The 23,031-nt window shown below is 63.9% G+C and carries 24 protein-coding genes; 11 read left to right on the top strand and 13 right to left on the bottom strand.

Features of this window, described 5'->3' with window-relative positions:
* Window positions 1–82: 82 nt before the first annotated feature.
* The 6 genes from VCK47_RS04160 (at window position 83) to VCK47_RS04185 (ending at window position 4,898) form a co-directional block, all read left to right on the top strand.
* A complete protein-coding gene (locus VCK47_RS04160; protein ID WP_322889457.1) occupies window positions 83–394 on the top strand; it encodes a DUF2282 domain-containing protein in 312 nt (103 codons plus the stop codon).
* A gap of 56 nt (window positions 395–450) precedes the next feature.
* Window positions 451–1,299 (top strand): DUF692 domain-containing protein, encoded by an 849-nt coding sequence (locus VCK47_RS04165; protein ID WP_322889458.1) that lies wholly within the window; start codon window positions 451–453, stop codon window positions 1,297–1,299.
* Complete coding sequence (locus VCK47_RS04170; protein WP_322889459.1) at window positions 1,289–2,035, top strand: DNA-binding domain-containing protein; 747 nt, start codon at window positions 1,289–1,291, stop codon at window positions 2,033–2,035. Before VCK47_RS04165 ends, VCK47_RS04170 begins: the two co-directional genes overlap by 11 nt.
* Window positions 2,032–2,532, top strand: coding sequence for a DoxX family protein (locus tag VCK47_RS04175; RefSeq protein WP_322889460.1), 501 nt, complete (start codon window positions 2,032–2,034; stop codon window positions 2,530–2,532). Before VCK47_RS04170 ends, VCK47_RS04175 begins: the two co-directional genes overlap by 4 nt.
* Before the next feature lie 108 nt (window positions 2,533–2,640).
* Complete coding sequence (locus VCK47_RS04180; protein ID WP_322889461.1) at window positions 2,641–4,299, top strand: sensor histidine kinase; 1,659 nt, start codon at window positions 2,641–2,643, stop codon at window positions 4,297–4,299.
* On the top strand, window positions 4,296–4,898 hold the full coding sequence (locus VCK47_RS04185; protein ID WP_322889462.1) for a methyltransferase domain-containing protein: 603 nt from the start codon (window positions 4,296–4,298) through the stop codon (window positions 4,896–4,898). Before VCK47_RS04180 ends, VCK47_RS04185 begins: the two co-directional genes overlap by 4 nt.
* Here VCK47_RS04185 and VCK47_RS04190 read toward each other — a convergent pair.
* Window positions 4,895–5,740, bottom strand: a complete 846-nt coding sequence (locus VCK47_RS04190) for an SDR family oxidoreductase (protein WP_322889463.1) — start codon at window positions 5,738–5,740, stop codon at window positions 4,895–4,897. The genes VCK47_RS04185 and VCK47_RS04190 overlap by 4 nt on opposite strands.
* Before the next feature lie 89 nt (window positions 5,741–5,829).
* Here VCK47_RS04190 and VCK47_RS04195 point away from each other — a divergent pair, with 89 nt between their 5' ends.
* Together VCK47_RS04195 and VCK47_RS04200 are read left to right on the top strand one after the other, a co-directional pair.
* The gene (locus VCK47_RS04195) at window positions 5,830–6,183 is read left to right on the top strand and encodes a helix-turn-helix domain-containing protein (protein WP_322889464.1); all 354 of its coding nucleotides are present in this window, start codon (window positions 5,830–5,832) and stop codon (window positions 6,181–6,183) included.
* A gap of 75 nt (window positions 6,184–6,258) precedes the next feature.
* Window positions 6,259–7,023 carry an SDR family oxidoreductase gene (locus tag VCK47_RS04200; protein ID WP_322889465.1) on the top strand — a complete coding sequence of 255 codons (765 nt, stop codon included), beginning with the start codon at window positions 6,259–6,261 and terminating at the stop codon, window positions 7,021–7,023.
* On the opposite strand, the gene VCK47_RS04205 is transcribed toward VCK47_RS04200, so the two are convergent.
* The 5 genes from VCK47_RS04205 to VCK47_RS04225 all read right to left on the bottom strand — a co-directional run bounded on the left by VCK47_RS04205 (window position 6,996) and on the right by VCK47_RS04225 (window position 13,227).
* Window positions 6,996–9,806 carry an AMP-binding protein gene (locus VCK47_RS04205; RefSeq protein ID WP_322889466.1) on the bottom strand — a complete coding sequence of 937 codons (2,811 nt, stop codon included), beginning with the start codon at window positions 9,804–9,806 and terminating at the stop codon, window positions 6,996–6,998. The genes VCK47_RS04200 and VCK47_RS04205 overlap by 28 nt on opposite strands.
* Before the next feature lie 75 nt (window positions 9,807–9,881).
* A complete protein-coding gene (locus VCK47_RS04210; RefSeq protein ID WP_322889467.1) occupies window positions 9,882–11,042 on the bottom strand; it encodes an MFS transporter in 1,161 nt (386 codons plus the stop codon).
* Window positions 11,043–11,060: 18 nt separating this feature from the next.
* Entirely contained in the window at window positions 11,061–12,110 is a 1,050-nt protein-coding gene (locus tag VCK47_RS04215) for a permease (RefSeq protein WP_322889468.1), read from the bottom strand.
* Window positions 12,111–12,151: 41 nt separating this feature from the next.
* Complete coding sequence (locus VCK47_RS04220) at window positions 12,152–12,469, bottom strand: metalloregulator ArsR/SmtB family transcription factor (protein WP_322889469.1); 318 nt, start codon at window positions 12,467–12,469, stop codon at window positions 12,152–12,154.
* 38 nt (window positions 12,470–12,507) lie between these two features.
* Window positions 12,508–13,227: a helix-turn-helix transcriptional regulator gene (locus VCK47_RS04225; RefSeq protein ID WP_322889470.1), complete on the bottom strand. Its 720-nt coding sequence runs from the start codon at window positions 13,225–13,227 to the stop codon at window positions 12,508–12,510.
* Window positions 13,228–13,316: 89 nt separating this feature from the next.
* Between VCK47_RS04225 and VCK47_RS04230 the strand changes: the two genes are divergently transcribed.
* Window positions 13,317–13,712 (top strand): RidA family protein, encoded by a 396-nt coding sequence (locus tag VCK47_RS04230; protein WP_322889471.1) that lies wholly within the window; start codon window positions 13,317–13,319, stop codon window positions 13,710–13,712.
* A 43-nt stretch (window positions 13,713–13,755) separates the two neighbouring features.
* Here VCK47_RS04230 and VCK47_RS04235 read toward each other — a convergent pair whose 3' ends face one another.
* The 3 genes from VCK47_RS04235 to VCK47_RS04245 form a co-directional block, all read right to left on the bottom strand.
* Window positions 13,756–14,109 (bottom strand): DUF5368 domain-containing protein, encoded by a 354-nt coding sequence (locus VCK47_RS04235; RefSeq protein ID WP_322889472.1) that lies wholly within the window; start codon window positions 14,107–14,109, stop codon window positions 13,756–13,758.
* A gap of 12 nt (window positions 14,110–14,121) precedes the next feature.
* A complete protein-coding gene (locus VCK47_RS04240) occupies window positions 14,122–15,438 on the bottom strand; it encodes an FAD/NAD(P)-binding oxidoreductase (protein WP_322889473.1) in 1,317 nt (438 codons plus the stop codon).
* A 180-nt stretch (window positions 15,439–15,618) separates the two neighbouring features.
* Window positions 15,619–16,836 (bottom strand): TsoY family (seleno)protein, encoded by a 1,218-nt coding sequence (locus VCK47_RS04245; protein ID WP_322889474.1) that lies wholly within the window; start codon window positions 16,834–16,836, stop codon window positions 15,619–15,621.
* Window positions 16,837–17,013: 177 nt separating this feature from the next.
* On the opposite strand from VCK47_RS04245, the gene VCK47_RS04250 reads away from it, so the two are divergent.
* A complete protein-coding gene (locus tag VCK47_RS04250) occupies window positions 17,014–17,646 on the top strand; it encodes a sugar transporter (protein ID WP_322890021.1) in 633 nt (210 codons plus the stop codon).
* A 21-nt stretch (window positions 17,647–17,667) separates the two neighbouring features.
* Window positions 17,668–19,296, top strand: a complete 1,629-nt coding sequence (locus VCK47_RS04255) for an alpha-D-glucose phosphate-specific phosphoglucomutase (RefSeq protein WP_322889475.1) — start codon at window positions 17,668–17,670, stop codon at window positions 19,294–19,296.
* 44 nt (window positions 19,297–19,340) lie between these two features.
* On the opposite strand, the gene VCK47_RS04260 is transcribed toward VCK47_RS04255, so the two are convergent.
* The 4 genes from VCK47_RS04260 to VCK47_RS04275 all read right to left on the bottom strand — a co-directional run bounded on the left by VCK47_RS04260 (window position 19,341) and on the right by VCK47_RS04275 (window position 22,995).
* Complete coding sequence (locus tag VCK47_RS04260; RefSeq protein ID WP_322889476.1) at window positions 19,341–20,651, bottom strand: TRAP transporter large permease; 1,311 nt, start codon at window positions 20,649–20,651, stop codon at window positions 19,341–19,343.
* Window positions 20,648–21,178, bottom strand: coding sequence for a TRAP transporter small permease (locus VCK47_RS04265; RefSeq protein ID WP_322889477.1), 531 nt, complete (start codon window positions 21,176–21,178; stop codon window positions 20,648–20,650). Before VCK47_RS04265 ends, VCK47_RS04260 begins: the two co-directional genes overlap by 4 nt.
* Window positions 21,179–21,210: 32 nt before the next feature.
* A complete protein-coding gene (locus VCK47_RS04270; RefSeq protein WP_322889478.1) occupies window positions 21,211–22,239 on the bottom strand; it encodes a TRAP transporter substrate-binding protein in 1,029 nt (342 codons plus the stop codon).
* A gap of 69 nt (window positions 22,240–22,308) precedes the next feature.
* Window positions 22,309–22,995 (bottom strand): fumarylacetoacetate hydrolase family protein, encoded by a 687-nt coding sequence (locus VCK47_RS04275; protein WP_322889479.1) that lies wholly within the window; start codon window positions 22,993–22,995, stop codon window positions 22,309–22,311.
* Window positions 22,996–23,031 lie beyond the last annotated feature (36 nt).

Below are 23,031 nucleotides of genomic sequence, written 5' to 3' on the forward strand. Positions count from 1 at the left end.
ACCGCCGTAACAGATCGCCCCCGTCGTGCGAACTGCTTTGCGGGACTGCACTGACGCAGCCCGACAACAGGAGTTTTCTCTCATGACGACCAAAACGCTTTCGCTTTCTCTTGCCGCTTCGCTCGCCTCTGCGCTGACCCTGTCCGCCGGGCATCTGCACGCACAAGAGGCCACCATGGAAAAGTGCTTCGGCATCTCTCTGGCCGGTGCCAATGACTGCGCCGCCGGTCCGGGCACATCCTGTGCAGGCACATCGACCGTCGATTACCAGGGCAACGCCTGGACTCTGGTCGCGACCGGCACCTGCGGCGACATCGAGCTGCCCGCGATGGCCGACGGCTCCGCGCGCATGGGTTCGCTGGAAGAGCTGGACCGCGATCTGCCACCTGCATGATCTGACCTGTCGGGGCGGGGATATCTCCCCGCCCACCTCATCACAAGGATTTCGCCATGCCATCGCTTCCCCGCACCGCCGGCCTCGGTTTCAAGCCGCAGCATTTCACCGAGATGATGGCCACCGACACAATCGGGTTCATCGAGGTTCACGCCGAAAACTACATGGGTGACGGCGGCGCGCCGCATGCGATGCTGGCCGCCCTGCATGACCGCCATGCGGTGTCGATCCATGGGGTCGGGCTGTCCATCGGCAGCGCGGGCGGGCTGGACCCCGACCACCTTGCGCGGCTGCGCAAACTGATCGACCGCTATCAACCCGAAAGCTTTTCCGAACATCTGGCATGGTCCAGCCACGGTGCGGCCTGGCTGAACGACCTGTTGCCCCTGCCCTATACGCCCGAGACGCTGGCCACGATCTGCGCCCATGTCGATCAGGTGCAGGATACCTTGGGCCGCCGGATGCTACTGGAAAACCCCGCGACCTATGTGACCTTTGCCAGTTCCACCCTGTCGGAAACCGATTTTTTAACAGAACTGGTGCGCCGCACGGGCTGTGGCTTGCTGCTGGATGTGAACAATGTCTTTGTCTCGGCTACCAACCACCGTTTTGATGCCCGCGCTTATCTGGCCGATTTCCCACTGTTTGCCGTGGGTGAAATCCATCTGGCCGGTCACGACAGCGAGGAATTGCCATCGGGCACGCTGCTGATCGACAGCCACGGTGCGCCTGTCGCGGACCCTGTCTGGACCCTTTACGCCGAGGTGCTGGCCCGCACCGGCCCTGTGCCCACGCTGATCGAATGGGACAATGACGTGCCCGATTTCACCACCCTGCTGGCCGAGGCCACCCGCGCGAATGCGATCCTGCACGCCGCAGAAAGGCAGCAAACCGATGCAGCCTGACACCCATGCCGCCCAGCAAGAGGCTTTTCAGGCCGCCATCTGGCGGCAGGACCCGCCCGCAGGCCTGACAGCCCCCGCGATGGAAGAGGTGGCACAGCGTTTCGCCGTCTATCGCAACAACGTGCAGCACAGCCTGACCCGCGCGCTGGCGGGGCGGTTTCCGGTTGTCGAACAATTGGTTGGCACGGCTTTCTTTACCGCGATGGCACGTGTGCACATTGCGCAGGAGCCGCCGCAAAGCCCTGTTCTTTTGGGCTGGGGGGCGGCCTTTGGCGATTTTCTGGACGGCTTCGCCCCCGTGGCGCATCTGGCGTATCTGGGGGATGTCGCGCGGCTCGAATATGCGCGCGGTGTTGCCTATCATGCGGCCGACGCGGCCCCTGTCGCAGCCGATGCACTGGCGGTAGCGGAGCTCGCGGCGTTGCGGCTGACCCTGCATCCGTCCGTGCAACTGTTCACGTCACCCCACCCTGCGCTGCAAATCTGGCAAACCCACCAGCCCGGCGCGGGGCGCCATGCGCTGACCGATGGACCCGACCACGCGCTGATCGGGCGCGCGCCGGATTTCAGCATCATCGTCGCCCCTGTCGATATCGGCACCTTTGCCGTGCTGCGCGCACTGGCGGCAGGCGAGACATTGGCGAGCGCCGCGCAACATGCAGACCCCACCGCCGCGCTGACGCTGCTTTTGCGTCACGGGCTGATCACCGCGACACACACAGGAGTTTCCCCATGACCGATGCCACCACCGCCCCGGCCCGCACACCCGCCACGCGCCTGCGCGACATGATCCGGCAGGTCAACAGCCTTGCCGACCATGTGCCCCACGATGTCGTGGCCTTTGCCGCACGGCTGTTTCCGGCGGTCGTATTCTGGCAATCGGCGCGCACCAAGGTCGATGGCTTCACGATCAAGGATTCCACCTATTTCCTGTTCGAACAGGTCTATGCGCTGCCGCTTATCCCGCCTGTGCCCGCCGCTGTGCTGGCGACGGTGGCCGAACATGTGCTGCCCGTCCTGTTGATCCTTGGCCTGTTTTCGCGGTTCTCGGCACTTGGCCTGCTGGTGATGACCGCCGTCATCCAGATATTCGTCTTTCCAGGCGCGTGGGTCACGCATGGTCTGTGGGCGGCAGCCTTGCTTGTCGTACTGGCACAGGGACCTGGCCGGCTGTCGGCCGATTACCTGCTGGGGCTGGATCGCGGGCGGGGGCAGCGCGACGTGGCGTTCTGACGCCTCAGGCGGGAACATTTTCGCGCAAGATGCGCCAAGGGATTGACACTCAAAGGTTGTTATAGCCTACGCTGGCAGCTTAACGGCGGTCAGGATGGGTGGCGGGCGATGGCGATCGGGCAGACGGGCGAGCATCCTGCGGTACATGATGTCCGCGCAGGGTCTGCCGAGACGTTGCAACGTGAAATCAGGATCATGGCGCTGGCGGCCCTGCTGATCTGGGTGGCCATCGGGCTTGTCGTCGCGCTGATCGGCAAAAAGGAATGGGACAGCATCACATCGGTTGTCCAGTACAATGCTGCGACCGTTTCGCGGCTTCTGGCCGGCGAGTCCGACCAATTGCTGTTGTCGGCCGATCTGATGCGCGATCACGCCGCGCGCGTCGTGGGCGACACGGGGCCGTTCATCGCTGACCGCGCAGCGCAAGAAGCGTTGTCGCGGATGATTACCCGCAGCCGCGCCATCGTGTCGATCTGGGTCGGCGACGCGGAAGCAAACGCGATCTTGACCACTCGCGAGTTTCCCACACCAAATCTGAACGCCGCAAGCCGCGACTATTACACCACCGTGCGCGATGATCCCGACCGCTTGTTCATCGGCAACCTGATCGACAACCAGTATCCAGCCGAAGCCTTGCTGATTAACACCAGCCGCAGGCTGTCCGCCGCTGACGGAACGATGCGCGGGTTCATCCAGATCTCGCTTGATCCAGCGACGATCAGCCGGACGTTCCAGCAGGTCGAGATCGGGTTCGATGCCTCGCTGTGGTGGATCGGACCGGATGGTCGCGCGCTGATCCGCGAACCTGCCCTGCCGCCCGAAGATCTTGACGCGCAGATGCCGCAAGGTGCGGCAGACTGGCCCAAAAACTGGCCCAACGACCGCGCCTATGGCATCAGCTCTGCCGAAGCGCTGACAGGACGATCCGGCATCGACGATACCGAGCGGCTGTTCTTCTGGAGCGATGCCCCGCTTTACGGCAGCCGGATCGTCGTCGGCGTCTCGCGCGAGGCGATGGCGGCGCGCTGGATGGCGCAGATGATCTGGACGACGGCGCTGGCCCTTGCCGTGGGGCTGGCTGGCACGGTCATCCTGTGGTTGCTTTACCGGTCGCGCCTGCGCAGCAAGATCTATGCCGCGCGTCTGGAAAACGACGTGCGCGACCGGACCCGCGCACTGGCGCTCGCAATCGAGCAAAAAGACGTCACGATGCAGGAACTGAGCCACCGTGTACGCAACGCCTTTGCGACGATCATTGCGCTGACGCGGCTGATGCTACGCTCAAGCGACACGATCGAGGATTTCCGCAAGGATTTTCCGGCCCGGCTCGAGGCGCTGGCGCGCTGCCATCTGGTGCTGGTCGATGCGCGGGTCCGCGACAAGGCCGAGATCGGCGATCTGGTGCAAGCCTCGCTTGCGCCTTACGAAAACGGGGGCACCGCCGTTACCCTGTCCGGCCCTTCCATCGCCTTGTCGTCGGACGCGACCTTGGGTGTCGGGTTGATCCTGCATGAACTGGTCACCAACGCGGCCAAATACGGCAGCCTTTCGGTGCCGGGTGGTGCGGTCAGCGTCGGATGGGAGATGCAGGATAACGGTATCCGGCTGACATGGCAGGAAACAGGCGGGCCGGCCGTCGCGGCCCCCACGGACAGCGGATCAGGCACACAAATCATCGACCGCGCAGCGGCGATGTTCGGCGGGGCGTTCGAACGCGATTTTGCGACCAAGGGCGTGCAGGCGGTATTGACGATCCCCGCGACATGACAAGCTGGCTGCACGAGGACCGCCTGCAGGCCGTGCTGGCCGCAATCAGCGCGAGCGGCGCGCGGCGCGTGCTGGATCTGGGCTGTGGTGACGGTGATCTGTTCGTGCGGCTGGCGGCGATGCCCGCGCTTGACGATCTGGTGGGGATCGACATCTGCAAAGCCTCTCTCGACCGGCTGCGCGCGCGATTGGCGCGGATGGATGTGACGGCGGGCAAGGTCGATGTGCGCCACGGGTCGATGACCGACCCCGCAAGCGATCTGGCAGGCTATGATTGCGCGGTACTGCTGGAGACGATCGAACATATCGACCCCGATCAGTTGTCGCGACTGGAACGCGCGCTGTTCACGGTGCTGCGCGCGCGCACGGTCATCATCACGACACCCAATGCCGAGTTCAACACGCTGTTGGGCGTGCCTGCGCACCGGATGCGCCACCCCGACCACCGTTTCGAATGGGACCGCGCGCGGTTTCGCACATGGTGCGCGCGCGCGGCCAAGGCGGCGGGATACACGCCTGCGTTTCACGATATCGCAGGCGCGCATCCCACTTTGGGCGGTGCCAGCCAGATGGCGGTCTTTACACGGCCTGCGACTTAGCCGAGGGCTGCACGCACAGCCTCGGCCAGCGGCGTCGTTGGCCTGCCGATCAGCTGACGCAGGGTGCCGGACGTATCGGCCAGCCAGCCTTCACCGGCTTTGAGGTCCACATCGACCAGCACCGCGGCGAAACCGGCAGGCAGCCCGAAGCTTTCCAGAATGCCCTGATACACATCGCCCGGCAGATCGCTATAGGGAATGTCCTTGCCAGTCTGGCGCGACACTTCGGCAGCGATATCGGCAAGCGTGATCGCCGTATCGCCACCAAGTTCGTAAACTTGCCCCGCATGGGCAGCATCCGCCGCGACCACCGCCAGCGCCTGCGCGTAATCGGCGCGGGTCGCGGGGGTAAAGCGGGCCTCGCCCGCAGCGCCGATCATCGCACCGGCGCTGATCGCACCGGCAAGAGTGCCGGTCCAGTTTTCGGTATACCAGCCATTGCGCAGGACCGTGGCGGTCAGGCCCGCATCCTTGATCGCGGCTTCGGTCATGCGATGGTCGGCGGCAATCAGCATAGGCGAGGCATCTGCCTGCTGGATCGAGGTATAGACGATCCGGCCCACGCCCGCCGCCTTGGCCGCGGTGATGACATTGCGGTGCTGGCCGACTCGATCGTTGAAATCGCTTGATGAAATCAGCACCAGCACATCGACGCCTTGCAGCGCTTCGGCCATCCCCTGCGGCGCGGTATAGTCAAAGGCGCGCGCAGCGACGCCAAGGTCGGCCGCTTTGGCAGGATCGCGGACAAGGGCTGTGATCTGGGCAGGATCGGTCAGGGTCTTGAGATGGGCAATGGCCAGACGGCCCAGTTGGCCGGTGGCTCCGGTGATGGCAATGGTCATGAAAAGCTCCGTTCGTTGATGTTGACGGGGCACAGATAACGCGATACGCACGAAACGGAAGTACACACATTTTTGTAAGTATCAAAAACATGGACCATGACCTGATCCCCGATGTTCTGAACGACCGCTGCCCGTCGCGCGCGGTGCTCAACCATGTGACCAGCCGTTGGGGTGTGCTGATCCTGATCGCCTTGCAGGACGGCACCTTGCGGTTCAGCGCACTGCGCCGCCGGATCGGAGGCGTGTCCGAACGGATGCTGGCACAATCGCTCCGCCTGCTGGAGGATGACGGTTTTGTCCGCCGCACAGCCCATCCCGTCGTGCCGCCGCATGTGGATTACGACCTGACGCCGTTGGGGCGCGAGGTTGCGCAAAAGGTGCATGCACTGGCGGCCCTGATCGAAGGCAATCTGGGGCAGATCCTTGCCCAGCGCAAAGCCTGACTTTGGCCCTGCGGTTGAATCTTGGGCCCTGATCGGCGCATAAGCGCGGGACAGCGACAGGAAAGGCAGGACCATATGACCAGAACAGCCATCATCACAGGCGGATTATCGGGCATGGGGCTGGCCGCCGCGCGCAGATTGCATGCGCAGGGGATCACCGTCTGCATCGGGGCGCGGCGCGGGGCGGATGAGGCCGCGATCAAGGCACTGCATACGGCCATCGGTGCGCCGGTGATGACAGGCGCGCTTGATGTGCGGTCCACCGACAGCGTGACCGATTTCGTCGCTTCGGTCGAGGCGGCGCACGGCAAGGTCGATATCCTGATCAACACCGCCGGCGTCTATGAAGAAGCCGCAGTCATCGACCACACAGACGCCCTGTGGGATGCCACCATCGACACCAACCTGACCGGCACGTTCAAGATGATCCGCGCCGTGCTGCCCGGCATGAAGGCGCGTGGCTGGGGACGGATTGTCAATCTCGCCTCGGTCGCGGCCCATCAGGGAATGCCCAACAACGCCGCCTATTGCGCGTCAAAGGCGGGGCTTTTGGGGCTGGGGCGCTGCGTCAGCCTTGAAGGGGCCGCGCATGGCGTAACCTGCGTCAGCATCAGCCCGACATGGGTCGAAACCGAAATGCTCAAGCAGTTCATCGATCAGGAAATCGCGGACACCGGTGCCGACCGCGCCACCGTGCGCGCCAAATACGAGGCGTCCAACCCGCAAGGCGCGCTGGTCCAGCCCGAAGAAATCGCCGATCTGATCGCATTTCTGGTCAGCGACGCAGGCCGCGCGATCACGATGGAGGACATTCAGGTCAACGCCGGATCGCTTTGGTAAGCATTGGCGTCGTCCAGTCGTGTCCGCATCAAGGCGGCCGGGTCCGATAGCGCGGCGAACGGCAGGCGGGTAATCTGCGCCCACATCGCGCTTGCTGCGTCATGCGCGAGCATGGCGGTGGCGTGCAGGACCGACAGGTCGCTTGCTATCAAGGCGCGCTCGGCCTCCGACAGCGGCGCACGGCGCAGCCAATCCGCCACGGGCAAGATCTTCAAGCCCTGCGGCGGTGACGTATAGCTGTCAGGGGTCAGGTTGTAATAGGTCGCGCCTTCCGGCGGTGTCAGCCCCGCCAGAAACCGTGCCGCCGCCTGCACATCGATCATCCGGAAAGTCAGCCCTTCTGGCACTGCCCCCATCCGCGCACAGGCCGCCATGATGATCTCATAGATGTCGTTGGGGTTGGGCGCGCTCAGGTCATAAAGCGAGGGCAGCCGCACGATGGCCGCAGGCACGCCTGATGCCGCGATCTGCGCCTCGGCTGCGATCTTGGCCGCGCCATAGCCGGAACAGTGAGGGTAGATGGTCGTCGGCCCTTCGGGATACCGCCCGCCCTGGTCGGGAAAAACAGCCGAAGAAGACGAGAACCGCAGATCGGCCCCCGCATCGGTGCAGAATTGCAAGACATTGGCGATTCCCGCCCGCGACCAGCTTTCCATATGGTCGCGATCAACCGCCAGATTGACCATCGCCGCGCAGTGGATCACTTGCCGGACGTTTTTTGCCAAGGCGCTGTAATCCGCATCACCCAGCGCAAAACGTGCATCGTCGATGCCTGCAGGCACCAGCACCAGCCGCGCGGGATCAACGCCTTGCTCGGCAGCGATGGCCTGCAAACGGTCCAGCGGGTCGCGGCGCTTGGGCCGGATCAGGCAATAGATCACCTCGTCCTGCGGCAGGACCTTTGCCGCTGCGGCCAACACGCGGCTGCCCAGAAAGCCTGTCGCGCCCGTCAGCAAGATACCTCGGCGGTCAAAGCGGCCCTGCACCTGCGCACTTGGGGTGGTGCCGGACAACAGGTCGTGCAAGCGGCCCAGCGGCACATTCAACGCGAAATCGAAATCGACCGAGCGGCCATAATGCTGTTCCAGCGCCAGCAGAAAGGTCACGGCCATCAGCGAATCCCCGCCTTGGTCGTGAAACGACAACTCGGGGTCGAGTGACGCCGCACCGCAGCCCATGACCAGCGCCGCCTGCACCACTGTCGGCTGCACATCGGTCCCGCCATCATCCTCGGTCGCGGCAGCGCTGATCGGCGGCAACGCCTTGTAATCATACTTGCCCGACACCGGATGCAGCGGCATCGTGTCCAGCCGCACCAGATAGGCAGGCACGCAATAGGCGGGCAGTTCGGCGCGCAGCGCCTGCGACAGGCCCGCAGGCATCCGCACCTGCCCTGTCCCAATCCCCCAGCGATCATGGTTCGCAGCGGTCTGACCGGCATCGGCGCAGTAATAGAACACCAGCGCCTTGCCCTGCCCCGCCACATCCTGCACCCACGGCACCGCCGAGGCGAAGTGCATGAACCCGCGCAGCGAATCCGTCAGCTCGCGCGTCTGGATCGAATGGCCGCGCAGTTTGAGCATATGCGCCACGCGACCCATGACGTGGATCATGCCGTCCTCGGTCACATAGCCTTGATCGCCGGTGTCATAAAGCCGTGTCGCCTGCCCGTCGATGGTCAGGTCACGAAAGCGCAGGGCGGTTTCCTCGGGCCGGTTGACATAGCCGGGGCCAAGCATCCGCGCGCCTTCGAAATGCAACAGGCCGGGGGTGTCGGGCGGGCAAGGCTGGTCATGGTCGTCCAGCACGACCGCGCGCAGATAGGGCATCGCCTTGCCCACGGCGCCGGCGTTGCGCGGACCTGACTGGCCTGACACCTGCGTCATGCAGATATCATGCGTTTCGCAGATCGAATAAAGATTCCAGAGCGTTGCCTGCGGCAGTTTATCCTGTGCCGCAGCGATCAGGTCATCATTCACCACCTCGCCGTTCAGGATCACGCGGCGCAGGGCAAGGCCCGAGGCGGCCCCCGCCGTCCAGCCTTGCAGCGTCTTGTCGAAGGCCGAAGGCGTGAACAGCATCTCGGTCACGCGGTGGCGGAGCAGGAAGGCCAGCAGCGCCTCGGGGTTCATCAATTCGGCAAAGCGCGGGAAACACAGCTGCGCGCCGTCCCGCAGGGGGCGGAACATTTCCCAGATCGCGAAGATGTAGACGCCGACTGTCTGGTCCGGTCCATAAGGCGTATAGGCGTCGCGCCACATATACGACAGATAGGCCGCGTCCTGCGTCACGGGGATGCATTTGGGCTTGCCCGTCGTGCCGGAGGTCGCGACCAGATAGATGATATCGTCAGGGGCGACGTCGCCCGCGCGCACCGGTTCGGGCGGCGCAGCGGCAAAACCCGCAATGACCTGCCCCGCATCGACGCACTTACAATGGTCGGGCAGCTGGCCGGGTCCGGCAGGCTCTGCCAGCAGCACCACGTCGATGGCGAGTTCCGACAGGATGTTGCGCAGCACCTCATGCGGCATCGCGGGGTCCAGATGAACGAAAGGCCGCCCAAGCACGACGCAGGCCGTCACCGCAGCCCCGAACAGCGCACCGGGTTTGCCGAAAACCGCGACCGGCCCGTCCGGCAGATGCGCGGCCAGCCTGTGGATGCAATCGGCCAGTTGGCCATAGGTCAACGACAGGTCGGCATCGGTGATCGCTTTGCGCGCGGCATATCTTTGTAACGCAAGCGCCAGTTGCGCGGGCACGGTCTCGGTCCGGTGGTCATGCATTAAAAGCGCCTCTTTCCCTGTCATTTGCGACAGGGGCAAGGTATCGGGGCCGGGCGGCGGAAGGTCAAGTCAAGTTCAGGTGCGTTTCAGGATAAGGAGTGCAACCAGCGCGGCCATGCCGATCCCCGCCGTCAGCCAGACAGCATTGACGCCCCAGCCTGTTAGTGCGGCGCCAAAGATTAGAGGTGCGGCCGCCTGCGTAACCCGCGCGGGCGCGTTCAGCCAGCCAAGGCGCGCGCCATAGCCTGCCGCCCCGAACAGCGACAGCGGCAAGGTGCCTTTGGCGATGGTCATAATCCCGTTGCCCGCGCCATGGACCAGCGCAAAGACATAGGCCGCAGGCCCGCCCACGCCGATCAGCGCGACAGCCGCAACCGGATGCGCCGCCGCCGCAAGCCGGGTCGAAACCAGCGGATGAAACCGCCGCAGCAGGCTGAATTCCAGCACGCGCGCGGCGACCTGCGCAGGCCCGATCAGCGCACCGGCGGCGATGGCTGTGGCGGTGGTCGCGCCTGCGGCCTGCAACAGCCCCGGCAGATGCGCGGCCATCGCTGTCGAATTGAACCATGTCGCGGCAAAGACAAACGCCAGAAGCCACAGCGCGCGGCGTGACGGCGGCGGGCCTACAGGGTCTGGCGTCGCGGGTTTGGGCAAAGCCTCGCTTCCGCGCGGCAGCCATGCGTTCAGCGGCAATGCCACCAGCAGATGGATCAGCGCCCAGCCCAGACAGGCCTCACGCCAGCCCCATGTCGCCAGCATGATGCCGGACAACGGCCAACCCACCGTGCTGGCAAAGCCTGCGATCAGCGTGATGCCGGTGATCGGGCCGCGCGCATCCTTGCCATAGATGCCTGCCAGCGTGGCGAAGCCTGCCTCGTAAAGCCCGATGCCCATGCCGAAACCGATCACCGCCCAGCCCAGAAACAGCATTGCAGGCACCGGCGCCGCTGCCAGCAGGCAAAGGCCCAGCGCAAAGATCAGGTTGGACAGCATCAGCACGCCGCGCCCGCCTTTGCCGTCGATCCGCGCGCCCGCCCAAGGCCCGACGATGGCCGACACCACCAGCGCCATCGAAAAGGCCCCGAACACCCAGACCGGCGACAGCCCGAAACTCTCCGCCATCGGCACGGCCAACACGGCGGGGATGTAATAGCTCGACGCCCAGCTGACGGTCTGCGCGGTGCCAAGCGCCGCGACAGTCAGGCCGCGCCGCGCGGGGGCAAGTCTGGTGATCATGTGCGGTCTGCTTGCCTGCTAAAGGGTGGTCCACAACTGGAACACTAGCCCTGCCGTAAAGGCCCCCGTCAAGGACAGCCCGATGTAAAGCGCAAAGACCTGCGGTTTCGCCAGCGCCCAGACCGCCATGGCCGCCGGGATCGACGTCACACCGCCTGCGACCAGAAACGCCATGCCAGCACCCGGTGCCATGCCCTGCCCCATCAGCCCGCCGACCAGCGGAAGTGCTGCATAGCCGTTCAGATAGGCAGGCACACCGACCAGCGTGGCGGTCAGGATCGGCAGGATCCCGTCGCCGCCCAGCGCCGCTGTCACCGTCTCTGCCGGTATCCAAGCCAGCATCAGGCTTTCGAGGATGAACGCGAGCACCAGCCATTGCGCCAGAAACAGCGTTGTCGTGCGCGCGGTTTTGGCGAATTTCGCGCGCCGCTCGGCCTCGTGCCAGAACCGCCAGACCACAGGCTTGGGCGCGCGCACCCGCGCCCCGCCGCAGCCGCCATTGCCAATGCCCTCCCGCAACGGATCGGCAAAGGCCCCGCCGCGTGCCATCAGATGCACCACCAGCCCGCCAAAGACGCCAAGGCCAACGGCGGCCAGCGTCTTGGCCACAGCAAATTCCAGATCAAGCACGCCTGCCGTCAGCACAAACATCGACGGGTCCATGATCGGCGAGGCCAGCCAGAACGCCATGACCGCCGACAAAGGCACCCCCATTGCAAGCAAGGCTGCGATCAGCGGGATCACTCCGCAGGAACAGAATGGCGACAGGCCCCCCGCCAGCGCCCCCAGCCCGATCATCAGCAAAGGCGCGCCAGTGAAGGCCTTGGCGATCAGGTTATCCGCCCCCGTCGCCCCCGCCCAAGCCGCGATTCCGATCGACAGGATCAGGAACGGCGCTGTGTTGAGCAGCGCGCTGCCCGCGAACAGGGCCGAGGTTCGCGCCTGTGCGGGGTCAACCACCGCCAGCACCAGCAGGATCAGCGCAGATGCGAGCCAGACACGCTGGTCGCGCCACAGATGCGCCAGCGCGGCACGCGGTGCGGAGGGCGGCAGGGTCGCGTCAGTCATATCTACACCTCTAGCATTATAGTTGTTTTTATCCGAAAAAATCACGCGACATCGCGAGTGACCTGCACCGCCACGCCGGAACAGCATTCCGATGTCAGAAACCCGACCAACCGGTTCATCGCGGCGAAATCCACGCGGTTGAACACCTCGCGGCCTTGCTTGTCCTGCACCACCAGCCCCGCAGTGGTCAGCGTTGACAGATGATGTGCGAGGGTCGAGGCCGCCAGCCCCAGATGATCGCCGATCTCGCCCACGCGCAACCCGTCCGGCCCTGCCTTCACCAACAGGCGAAAGATCGCAAGGCGAGCATCATGGCCAAGGGCGGCAAGAGCGCGGGCATGAGGATTCGTATCTGTCATGTGGTCAATATAACTACAAAATTAGTTTTATAAAGATTTTATTTCGGCAGGTCACGATAGGGGCAAACATCATCCGCGAATGGCACGTGACGCTTGCGGAATGTGCGCCCTGCGACGGTTTCGGGCTGGCTGATCCGGTCCATCCTGAAATGGCGGAACCCGTCGCGCGTCGGGTCCCATGCCACCAGATACCACAGTGGCGGCAGGATCAGCACCGCCTGCGGTTCGACCTCGCGCGCGGTCTGCGCCCCCCGCGCGTCGCGATACTGGAACCGGAGCGGTGAGCGCTGCAAAAAGGCCGTTTCGAAAGCAGGCAGCACCGCGGGGTCCATCGGCCGCAGATCCGACAGGTCCTGTTCCGGCGACAGTTTCCCGACATGCAGGCAATCCAGAAAGCGGCGCAGGTCGCGCACCTTTTCAGGCGGCAGGGCCTTTTCGATCTTGGCAAGACCCGCATCGGCAAGGGCTGCAAAAGGCAGGTTGCCGCCCGCGCGCATGGCCGCGACGCTGATGAGCAGGGCGAACACTTCGGGCACGGACAGACGCGGGCTGGTCTGTACGGAACTGGGGTCAAGCTGTACGCCGCCCCCCGGCCCGGCCTCGGCGTGAATGATGAATCCCTGCGCGCGCAAGGCAGCAAGGTCGCGCAGGATCGTGCGCCGCGACGCGCCGACCATGCTGGCAAGCGCGCCGACAGTCAGCATCCCGTTGCGGCGCAGGCTGCGCACGATGGCATCATGGCGAAGAACGACGGTCATGGCGCGATCATAGCATGATTGGTGACAAATAATGGCACCATTTGATCCCAGACAGGTGATGCAAACGTCAACAAAAGGAGAGACCGACAATGCAACGCATCGCTGTAAACCCGTGGGACTGGTCGATAGCACTTGGCTACAATCAGGCCGAAATCGTCACCGGGATATCCCGCCACCTTGTCTGTGCAGGCCAGACCGCCGTGGATGCGACAGGTGCGCCGCAGCATGCAGGCGACATGCGGGGGCAGATCGGGCTGGTGCTCGACAATCTGGAAAGCGTGCTGGCCAAGGCGGGCATGGGTCTGGGCAATGTCATTCGCCTGACCATTTACGCGACTGACGTTGATAGCGCCTTGCAGAACTTCGACCTGTTGGGCGCGCGCTTTGGACCGACCGGAAACGCACCACCGATGACCCTGCTGGGTGTCACGCGCCTTGCGATCCCGACGCTGATGATCGAGATCGAGGCAACTGCCGCCGACTGACCGGCGCAAGAGACCCTGCCATGCAGGGTCTCTTGACCAAGGGCTAGCCCACCGTCTTGCGCCGCACCAGCGACTGGACCGTATAGACAAGGATCGCCGCCCCTACTGCACCCATCACAGCGATGCCGAGAAAGACGATCAGGTCCACAGGCCCGCCCAGATCGCGCAGGTGCGAATTGGTAATCGCCAGCACGAAGAGGACAGCCGCAACCGCGCCAAATGGCATGGCAATCTGCGCCACCAGATATTTGCGCATCGACAGCGACCGGTCACGGACCAGCACATAGATGTAGGCCACCGTCACGACCACAGCGGCCACAACCAGCGTCCAGAACAGGCCGCGCCCGAACATTTCCTCGAAAACGGCGATCATGGTGCCGAATGTCAGTTCTTCCATTTGTTCTCTCCCTTAGGCGCGGCCACGCAACATGGCGTTGTAGGTGGCTTTCAAGGCGACTTCCTTCATCAGCCAGCTGATCCACAATTCCTCGAGAGGGGCGATCAGGCCGGGGAAGGACGGCACCAGATTGTTGTTGTAATCGAACTCGACCAGCATGGCGCGGCCGACGCGGGTAATCAGCGGGCAGGAGGTATAGCCGTCATAAGCGGCGGTGCCTTCTTGCCCCTGAATAGCCGCGACCAGATGATCCTCGACCACCGGCACCTGCCATTTGACCGATGCCGCCGTCTTGCCCTTGGGCACACCCGCAACATCGCCCAGCGCGAAAATCTCGGGATAGCGCAGGTGGCGCAGGGTCTGCATGTCGCATTCGACCCAGCCCTGATCGGTCCATTTGTCGGCCCAGCTGAGCCCCGACTGCCGGATCACCTCGGGCGCGCGCTGCGGCGGGATGACGTGCAGGTAGTCATAGGGCAGCTCGGCGTCGCCATCGGGCGTGGTAAAGGTGGCCAGCTTGCGGCCCGGATCAATCGCGCGCAGCACATGGTTGTAATGCGTCGCGATCCCGCGTTCGCCGAATAGCATGCGCACCTTTTCCGACACGATTGGCACCCCGAACAAGGCCGGCCCGTTCGAGGCGTAATGCATTTCATGCTTGCCGGGGCCTGCGGTGCGGGTGGCGATATCCTCGATCAGAAACGCGTGTTTTAAGGGAGCGCCCGCGCATTTCATTTCGGTGGCAGGACGTGTGCCCAGACCGATCCCGCCTTCTTCGGCAAAGCGTGCCACGGCTTGCCACGTCTTGGCGGCATATTCCGGCCCCGCGTAAAGCGCGCCGATCCCGTTTTCGCCGACCATATCCAGCGAGAAACCTTCGATTGCGTCGTGATCCAGCACCAGACCGGGGGCCACGATCAGGAAATCATAGGCCAGCGTTTCACCCGTGGTGGTATCCACCGTCTTGGTGATCGGGTCGATGGCAGCAGCGGCAGCAGAGACAAGGGTCACACCGCGCGGCAGCCAGTCGGTCGTCATCGACTGGGTGTAGGAGGCAGGCTTCAGCCCTGCGGCAACCAGCGACAGGCCGGGCTGGTACCAATGTTCAACCCTTGGGTCGAGGATGGTGATCTGCGCACCGTCCAGCCGTTCAACCAACCGGTTGACCAGCGCGGTCCCCGCAGCCCCTGCCCCGATGACGACGATGCGCGCTTGTGTTTGCACCATGGCGGCGCGGGCCGGCTGCACGGCGGCGGCTGTCGCCAGACCACCGGCAAAAAGCCCCATAAAGGCGCGGCGTGACGCGGTGAATTGCTGTTCGTTTTCCAACTGGGTCCCTCCCTTGGAATGGCTGGGGTCATGCTCCCAAACACATTTCCACATAACGATATTTCAATGTATGCTGCAGTCTACCGATGCGGACTTTGATCTGGATCAAGGACGACCAGATTGGTGGCCGCACGCGAATCAAGTCCCCGGCCCAGTGTCACCGGGCCGGGGACTGAAGGGTCATTCCGCAGGCACCAGCGTGCCGGATGCGGCCGGTTGGCCGAAATGCTGCCGGTGCAGGCGGATCACCAGCGCGATCATCACGATTTGCGCGGCGATGGCTACGGCCGTCAGGCTCCAATAGGCGACGCCGAACTGCGCCATCAGACCGGCGGCCACGAGCCCTTTGTTCACGAAGAACTGGACCATGACCGACAGGGCCACGCCCGGACAGACCAGCGCATAGGACCCGGGCGAGGTTTTACTGCCCAGAACGAAGTCGTTGAAATAGCCCTGCTTGCGCAGCACCAAGAGCCCCAGCAGCACGAACAGCACTTGCACCGCCAGAATACGCGCCATGAACATCATCGTCTCGGCGGCATGGGTGGCGGTGTCAAAGCCCATGTGCAGACCGTGGGACTGACGCATCGACAGGATACCCAGAATGGTGAGCAAAGGCACGACAACCATCAGGGTGGGCGCGGCTTCCCGTGCGGTGCCATGTTGCAGCATCGCGGACATGCCGGTGATCGCGGCAAAGACGGCATAGACGACCGAAGCCACGCCAAAGAACGTCGACAGCATCAGCGCGATGCCCACAACAGCGGCATTCCCGCTCATCGCGGCTGGGGCGGCAAGGCCGACGGCCACCATCGCCAGCGCAAAGGCAGGCAGCATCTGCGCAAAGGAGTTATGCGCCTTGATGTCAAACCCTTCAGGCTTGGACAAAACCCGCCCCAGAAAATCGCCGATCAGGCGCAGCGCCCAGACACCCACCGCAAGAAAGGCCAGCATCGCGAAGGGAAAGAGGTATTCCACCACGCTCCACAGGCCCGGCACAAAGACCAGCCCGACGATGAACAAGCCGTTGATTGTCATAGCCGTAGCCAAGGGGGCAGCCAGCAAACTGGTCTCGGCGTTCGAGGATTTGAGCGCAGTATAGGCGGGTGTCTTGCGGAAACGCGCCAGGGCGCCAAAGTTCCAGACCAAAAGCTTGATGTTGAAAAACGCCATCACCGCGATCCCCGCCATCGCGACGGCGACGGCTACCTTCAGGGCCAACGGGCCGGAGGCAAAGACCGCCGCCAGATCCTCGAACACGGGCACGGGCCGTCCGGTGAAGGGTACCCAGAACATCAGATACATGAAGAAAGTGACGGATAGCCCGCCTGCCCCCAGCGAGGCCAGAAAATAGAGCGGCGAATAGCTGTCCGCCGGGCGTGTGTGTGTAGGTGTCATGATGGCGTCTCCCAATATTACATTGTGCCTCACCCTAATACATTTCATTTTTGGAATGTTTCTTTGATCTGGATCAAACCCTGCGTGGCGGCGTTGGAAGAAACATGTCGCGCCACGACGACAACCGCGCTAGGCTGCTGAAAAATGAACGAAGAAACGACAGGCCCCGTCTTGACCATGATCACGCACCACGTCTTTGCGCTGGCCGATCACTTGCTGGAAAGCGATGCGCCGCGCAGGATCGTGGCCATCGCCGGCGCGCCGGGATCGGGGAAATCGACCTTTGCGGGCGAGCTTGCGCGCAGGCTCAATGCGCGCGGGCGGCGCAGCGTCGTGGTGCCGATGGACGGCTTTCATCTGGACAACGCCGTGCTGGAGGCGCGCAGCCTTCTGCCGCGCAAAGGCGCACCCGAAACCTTTGATGCAGGCGGTTTCATCCGGCTGATCCGCGCGATCAAGGCGGGCGAAGAGGTGTTCGCCCCGACTTTCGACCGCACACGCGATCTGTCCATTGCAGGCGCGGTCGCGATCCCCGCCGATGCGCGGTTCGTCATCGCCGAAGGCAATTACCTGATGTTCGACGAGGCGCCGTGGTCGGAGCTTGCGGGTCTTTGGGATGTGTCCGTCAGACTTGACGTGCCGATGCCGGAACTGCGCGCCCGCCTGATCCAGCGCTGGCTGAGCCAGAACCTGTCGCGCGCGGTCGCCACACGCCGCGCCGAAGGCAATGACATTCCCAACGCGCAGCGCGTTGTCGCCAAGGCGCTGGTCTGCGATTTCACATTCGACGGCCAGCCTGCGCGCGCCTGACCGATCAGCACGAGGTATCCGATGCAAATCCGCGACATCCCCACCGCACCGATCGCAGGGCAAAAGGCCGGTACGTCCGGCCTGCGCCGCAAGACGCGCGAGTACATGGCGCCGCTCTTTCTGGAAAACTACGTGCAGGCGATCGTCGACGGCACTGGCGGGGCGCAGGGTAAGACCTATGTGCTGGGGGGCGACGGGCGATATTTCAACGCGGACGCGATCCAGATCATTCTGCGCATTCTGGCGGGCAATGGCGCGGCCCGCGTGATCGTGGGGCAAGGCGGGCTCTTGTCCACGCCCGCCGCCTCGCATCTGATCCGCAAGACCGGCGCGGATGGCGGGTTCATCCTGTCCGCGAGCCATAATCCGGGCGGCATCGACGAAGATTTCGGCCTGAAATACAACATGGCCAATGGCGGGCCTGCGACCGAAACCATGACCGCAGCCATCGTCGCGGCCAGCGAAAAGATCACCCGCATCCGCATGGCCGACAGCGCGGATATCACGCTGGACGCCTTGGGCGAGGAGACGATCGGTGCGATGCAAGTCCGCGTGATCGACCCCGTGGATGATTATTTGGCATTGATGGAGGAATTGTTCGACCTTGACGCTATCGCGGCGCTGATCGCGGGCGGGTTCACCCTGCGGTTCGACGCGATGCATGCCGTGACCGGCCCCTATGCGCGCGCGCTGCTGGTGGACCGCTGTGGCGCCAGCCCCGACAGCGTGATGAACGCAACCCCCCTGCCCGATTTCGGCGGCGGCCACCCTGACCCCAACCCCGTCTGGGCGGCGGACCTGATGGGTTTGATGATGGGCCCCGACGCGCCCGATTTCGGCGCGGCCAGCGATGGCGACGGGGACCGCAACATGATTGTCGGGCGCGGCTGCTATGTGACGCCCTCTGACAGTCTGGCGCTGATCGCGGACCGCGCGCATCTAGCGAAAGGCTATGCCCGCGGCTTGGCGGGTGTGGCGCGGTCGATGCCGACCTCGGGCGCGGTGGACCGCGTGGCGGCGGCCAAGGGCATCGCCTGTTACGAGACGCCAACAGGCTGGAAATTCTTCGGCAACCTGCTGGATGCGGGCAAAATCACGCTTTGTGGCGAGGAAAGTGCGGGCACCGGATCGGACCATATCCGCGAAAAAGACGGGCTTTGGGCGGTGCTGATGTGGCTGAACATCATCGCGGTGTCAGGACAATCTGTGGCCGAGCTGATGGCCGCGCATTGGCGGACCTATGGGCGCAATTACTATTCGCGGCACGATTACGAGGCTGTGGACAGTGGTGTCGCCGCCTCGCTGATCAACGATCTGCGCGGGCGATTGGACAGCTTGCCGGGGCAAAGCTTTGCTGGGCTGACCGTGATGCAGGCGGATGATTTCGCCTATACCGATCCTGTCGATGGCAGCGTCAGTGCAGGCCAAGGCGTGCGGCTGTTTTTCAAAGGCGGCGCGCGGGCCGTTCTGCGCCTGTCGGGCACGGGCACCAGCGGGGCGACCTTGCGTGTTTATCTTGAACAACTGGTGACGGACGGGGACCTGCATCAGGAAGCAGGTGACGTGCTGGCCCCGCTGGCGGCGGCGGTCGATGCAGTGGCCGGGATTGCGGAGCGGACGGGACGCACAGCGCCGGATGTGAAGACGTAAAAACTTTTATGCCTCCGGCGGGGATATTTGGGCTCGAACGATGATCAGATCAGGATCAGCGTGATGATTGGGAACATCAGCAGGATCACCACGCGGATGATGTCGGAGGCGACGAAGAACACCACAGCCTTGTAGGTCGCAGTGATTTTTGTGGTCCGGTCCATGCTGTTGATGATGAAGAGATTCATCCCCACGGGCGGCGTGATCAGCCCGACCTCGACCACGATCAGCACAAGGATGCCAAACCAGATCGCAAGCTCGTCCGGCGTCATGCCGAAATCGAGCGCCGAGATCACCGGCCAGAAGATCGGCACCGTCAGCAGGATCATCGACAGGCTGTCCATCAGGCAGCCCAGGATCAGGTAGAAGATGAGGATCATCACCATGATCGTCATCGGGCTGAACCCCTGCCCCGCGACCCAGGCCGAAAGTTCCTGCGGCACCTGCGTCAGCGCGAGAAACCCGTTGTAAAAGGCCGCCCCCAGCACGATGAAAAAGATCATGCCAGTGCCTGTTGCGGTCTGCATCGCGCTGTCGCGCAACGCGCCCCAGCCGAGCTTGCCAGCGGCCAGCGCGATCAACCCTGTGCCTGCCGCGCCCACGGCGGCCCCTTCGGTGGGGGTGAACCAGCCGTTGTAGATACCGCCGACCACAAGCCCGAAAACCACAAGGACAGGCCAGACCGGAAGCAAGGCGTGCAGGCGTTCTGCCATGGGCAACCTTTCCTGTGTGCCTGCCTGATCGGGGTAAAGCCGCACATAGATCGCGATGGTCAGCATGTAGCCGAGTGCGGCCAGCACACCTGGGATGATGGCGGCGGCGAAAAGCTTGGCGATGTTCTGTTCGGTCAGGATCGCATAGATCACAAGGATCACCGATGGCGGGATCAGGATGCCGAGCGTGCCGCCCGCTGCCAGCGTCGCCGTGGCGAACCCGCCTGCATAGCCCGACCGGCGCAATTCGGGCAGCGCCACCTTGCCCATCGTTGCGGCTGTCGCGAGCGACGATCCACAGATCGCGCCGAACCCCGCGCAGGCACCAACAGCCGCCATGGCCATACCGCCTTTGCGGTGGCCCAGAAAGGCCCCTGCTGCGCGGAACAATGCCTGCGACATGCCCGAATGTGTGGCGAACTGTCCCATTAGCAAGAACAGCGGGATGATCGACAGGCTATAGCTGGAAAAGGTGGAATAGGTCTCGGACTTCAGCCGTGCCATGAACACGGTTGTCCCGTCAGTGGCCAGCCACAGCCCGCCGATCCCGCAAAGCAACATGGCAAGGCCGATCGGCGCGCGCAGGAAGATCAGCCCCAGCAGGACGGGGAACGACAGAAAACCGAGTGCGAGATCGCTCATTCCCCGCGCTTTCCGGTGAGGTTCAGGGCCGCGCAGTAGAGGCTGACGATGCAGGCGATGCAGGCCGCGGCAAGGCAGGCCGCATAGCCCCACCAGACCGGAAACTGCAACAGAAAGGTGGTTTCGCCATAGCGCAGCTTGTCTTGCAACCCTGCGAACAGCCGCCATGTGATCAGCAGGATCACCAGCGCCATCACCACAGACCAGAACGCGGACAGCGCTGCATTGGCCCGCGGCCCCAGCCCCGCGGTAAAGATATCGACCCGCGCGTGGGCCCCGTTCAATTGTGTCAGCGGCAGAAAGCTGAACACGGCAAACGCCATGCCCACCTCGACCAGTTCGTAGTCACCTTTGACAGGACCAAGTCCCACTCCGCGCACCAGATCACCAAAACCCGCCGCCACAGCCAGCGCGCCGATCTCGCGCCCGAAGATGCTGGCGCAGACCAGACAGACCAGCGCGATCAGGACAAGCCCGCCCAGAAGTGCCGTGCCTTGGGCAAGGCGGGTGATCAGCAGATGGAACACGAGCTTCCTCGGGGTTGGTGCGCCCGCGCTGTCTAGTCGGTGCCTGCGTGCTTGGCAATCAAGGCCGTGGCCGCAGCATACAGCCCCGTGCCGTCGATGCCTGCGGCGTCAGCCTCGGCGATCCATGCGGCAGTCGTGGCAGCGGCGGCATCGCGCCAGGGAGCAACCTGGTCAGGCGTCAGGGTGATGATGGTGTTGCCAGCCTGTTCGGCAAGCGCGCGGGCATCGGCGTCACCCGCCTGCTGGGTGCGTCCGGCGAAGGCGGAGAATTCAAGGCCGGAATTGGCGTCGATCACAGCCTTCAAATCATCCGGCAAGGCGTTGTAACTTTTGGTATTCATCGCCAGAATGAAGGTCGCGGCATAAAGCGCCTCACCCTCGAATTCGGTGTGGTTGGTGACCAGTTCCTGCACGCGGATCGAAGGGGCGACTTCCCACGGGATTACGGCCCCGTCGATCACACCGCGCGACAAAGCCTCGGGCACGGCAGGCACGGGCATGCCCACGGCGGTGGCGCCCAGATCGGTCAAGAGGTTGGTGATCACGCGGGTGGGGCCGCGCAGTTTGAGCCCTTCAAGGTCGGCAATCTGTGTCACCGGACGGCTGGCGTGGATGACGCCGGGGCCATGCACCCAGAGGCCCAGGGGTTTGAAAGCGGCAAAATCGCTGTCCATCATCCGTTCCTCGGCCAGTTCCCAGAAGGCGCGGGATGTCGCCTCGGCATCTGGCGAGATGAAGGGCAGTTCAAACACTTCAAGCTGCGGGAAACGACCCGGCGTATAGCCCGGTAGCGTCCAGACGATATCGGCGACACCATCGATCACCTGATCGATCAGTTGCGGCGGCGTGCCGCCCAGTTGCATGGACGGAAAACGGTCGATCCGGATGCGCCCGTTGCTGTCAGCCTCGACCCTGTCGGCCCAGACATCAAGGATATTGGCGGGCACATTGGCCTGCGCAGGCAGGAACTGGTGCAGGCGCAAAGTGACCTCTTGCGCGCTGGCGGCAGAGCCGATGGCGGCAGCGACAAGGCCAGCGAAAAGACGGCGGGTGATGGTCATGAAAGCCTCCCTTGGGAAAATTCACCGCAGCTTTGCGTCAAGCTTCGTCGCTGTGCAAGCGTATTGACGTCACACCACACGCGCGACAACGGGGGCCAGATCACCGATCCGCCCTTCCATCTGATCGCCGCGCACCACGGCGCCGACGCCCGCAGGCGTCCCGGTCATGATCAGATCGCCGGGCAGCAGCGTGTAAAGCGTGGACAGATCCGCGATGATTTCCGGCACCGACCAGACCATGTCGGACAAAAGTGCGCTTTGCCGGATCTCCCCGTTGACCGCCAGCGTGATCGGCAGGCTGGCAAGGTCGGGAGCATCCACCGCAGGGGTGATCGGCGCGATGATCGCGGAATGGTCGAAATCCTTGCCGGTGTCCCACGGGCGGCGCTTGTCCTTGGCCTGCGCCTGAAGGTCTCGGCGGGTCATGTCGAGCCCGCAGGCATAGCCCACCACGATGTCCAGCGCATCACCAATGGCGATGTCGCGGGCTTCTGCCCCGATGGCCACGACCAGTTCCATCTCGTGATGCAGGTCGTTCGTGCGCGGCGGATAGGGCATGTCATGGCCCGAAAGCAGCACGGCATGGGCGGATTTGGTGAAATAGAACGGCGCTTCGCGGTCGACCTCGTGGCCCATTTCGGCGGCATGGGCCGCGTAGTTGCGCCCGACGCAAAAGATGCGCCCCACGGGGAAGCCCGCCGCACCGGTGACAGGAACCAAAGGTGCGGGGCGGGATGGAAACAGGGTGTTGGTCATGCTGCTCTCAGACTGGTGAATTGATTTCGCGGCGGG

It is taken from the genome of Yoonia sp. 72 (assembly GCF_034652275.1).
Classification (GTDB): Bacteria; Pseudomonadota; Alphaproteobacteria; order Rhodobacterales; family Rhodobacteraceae; genus Yoonia.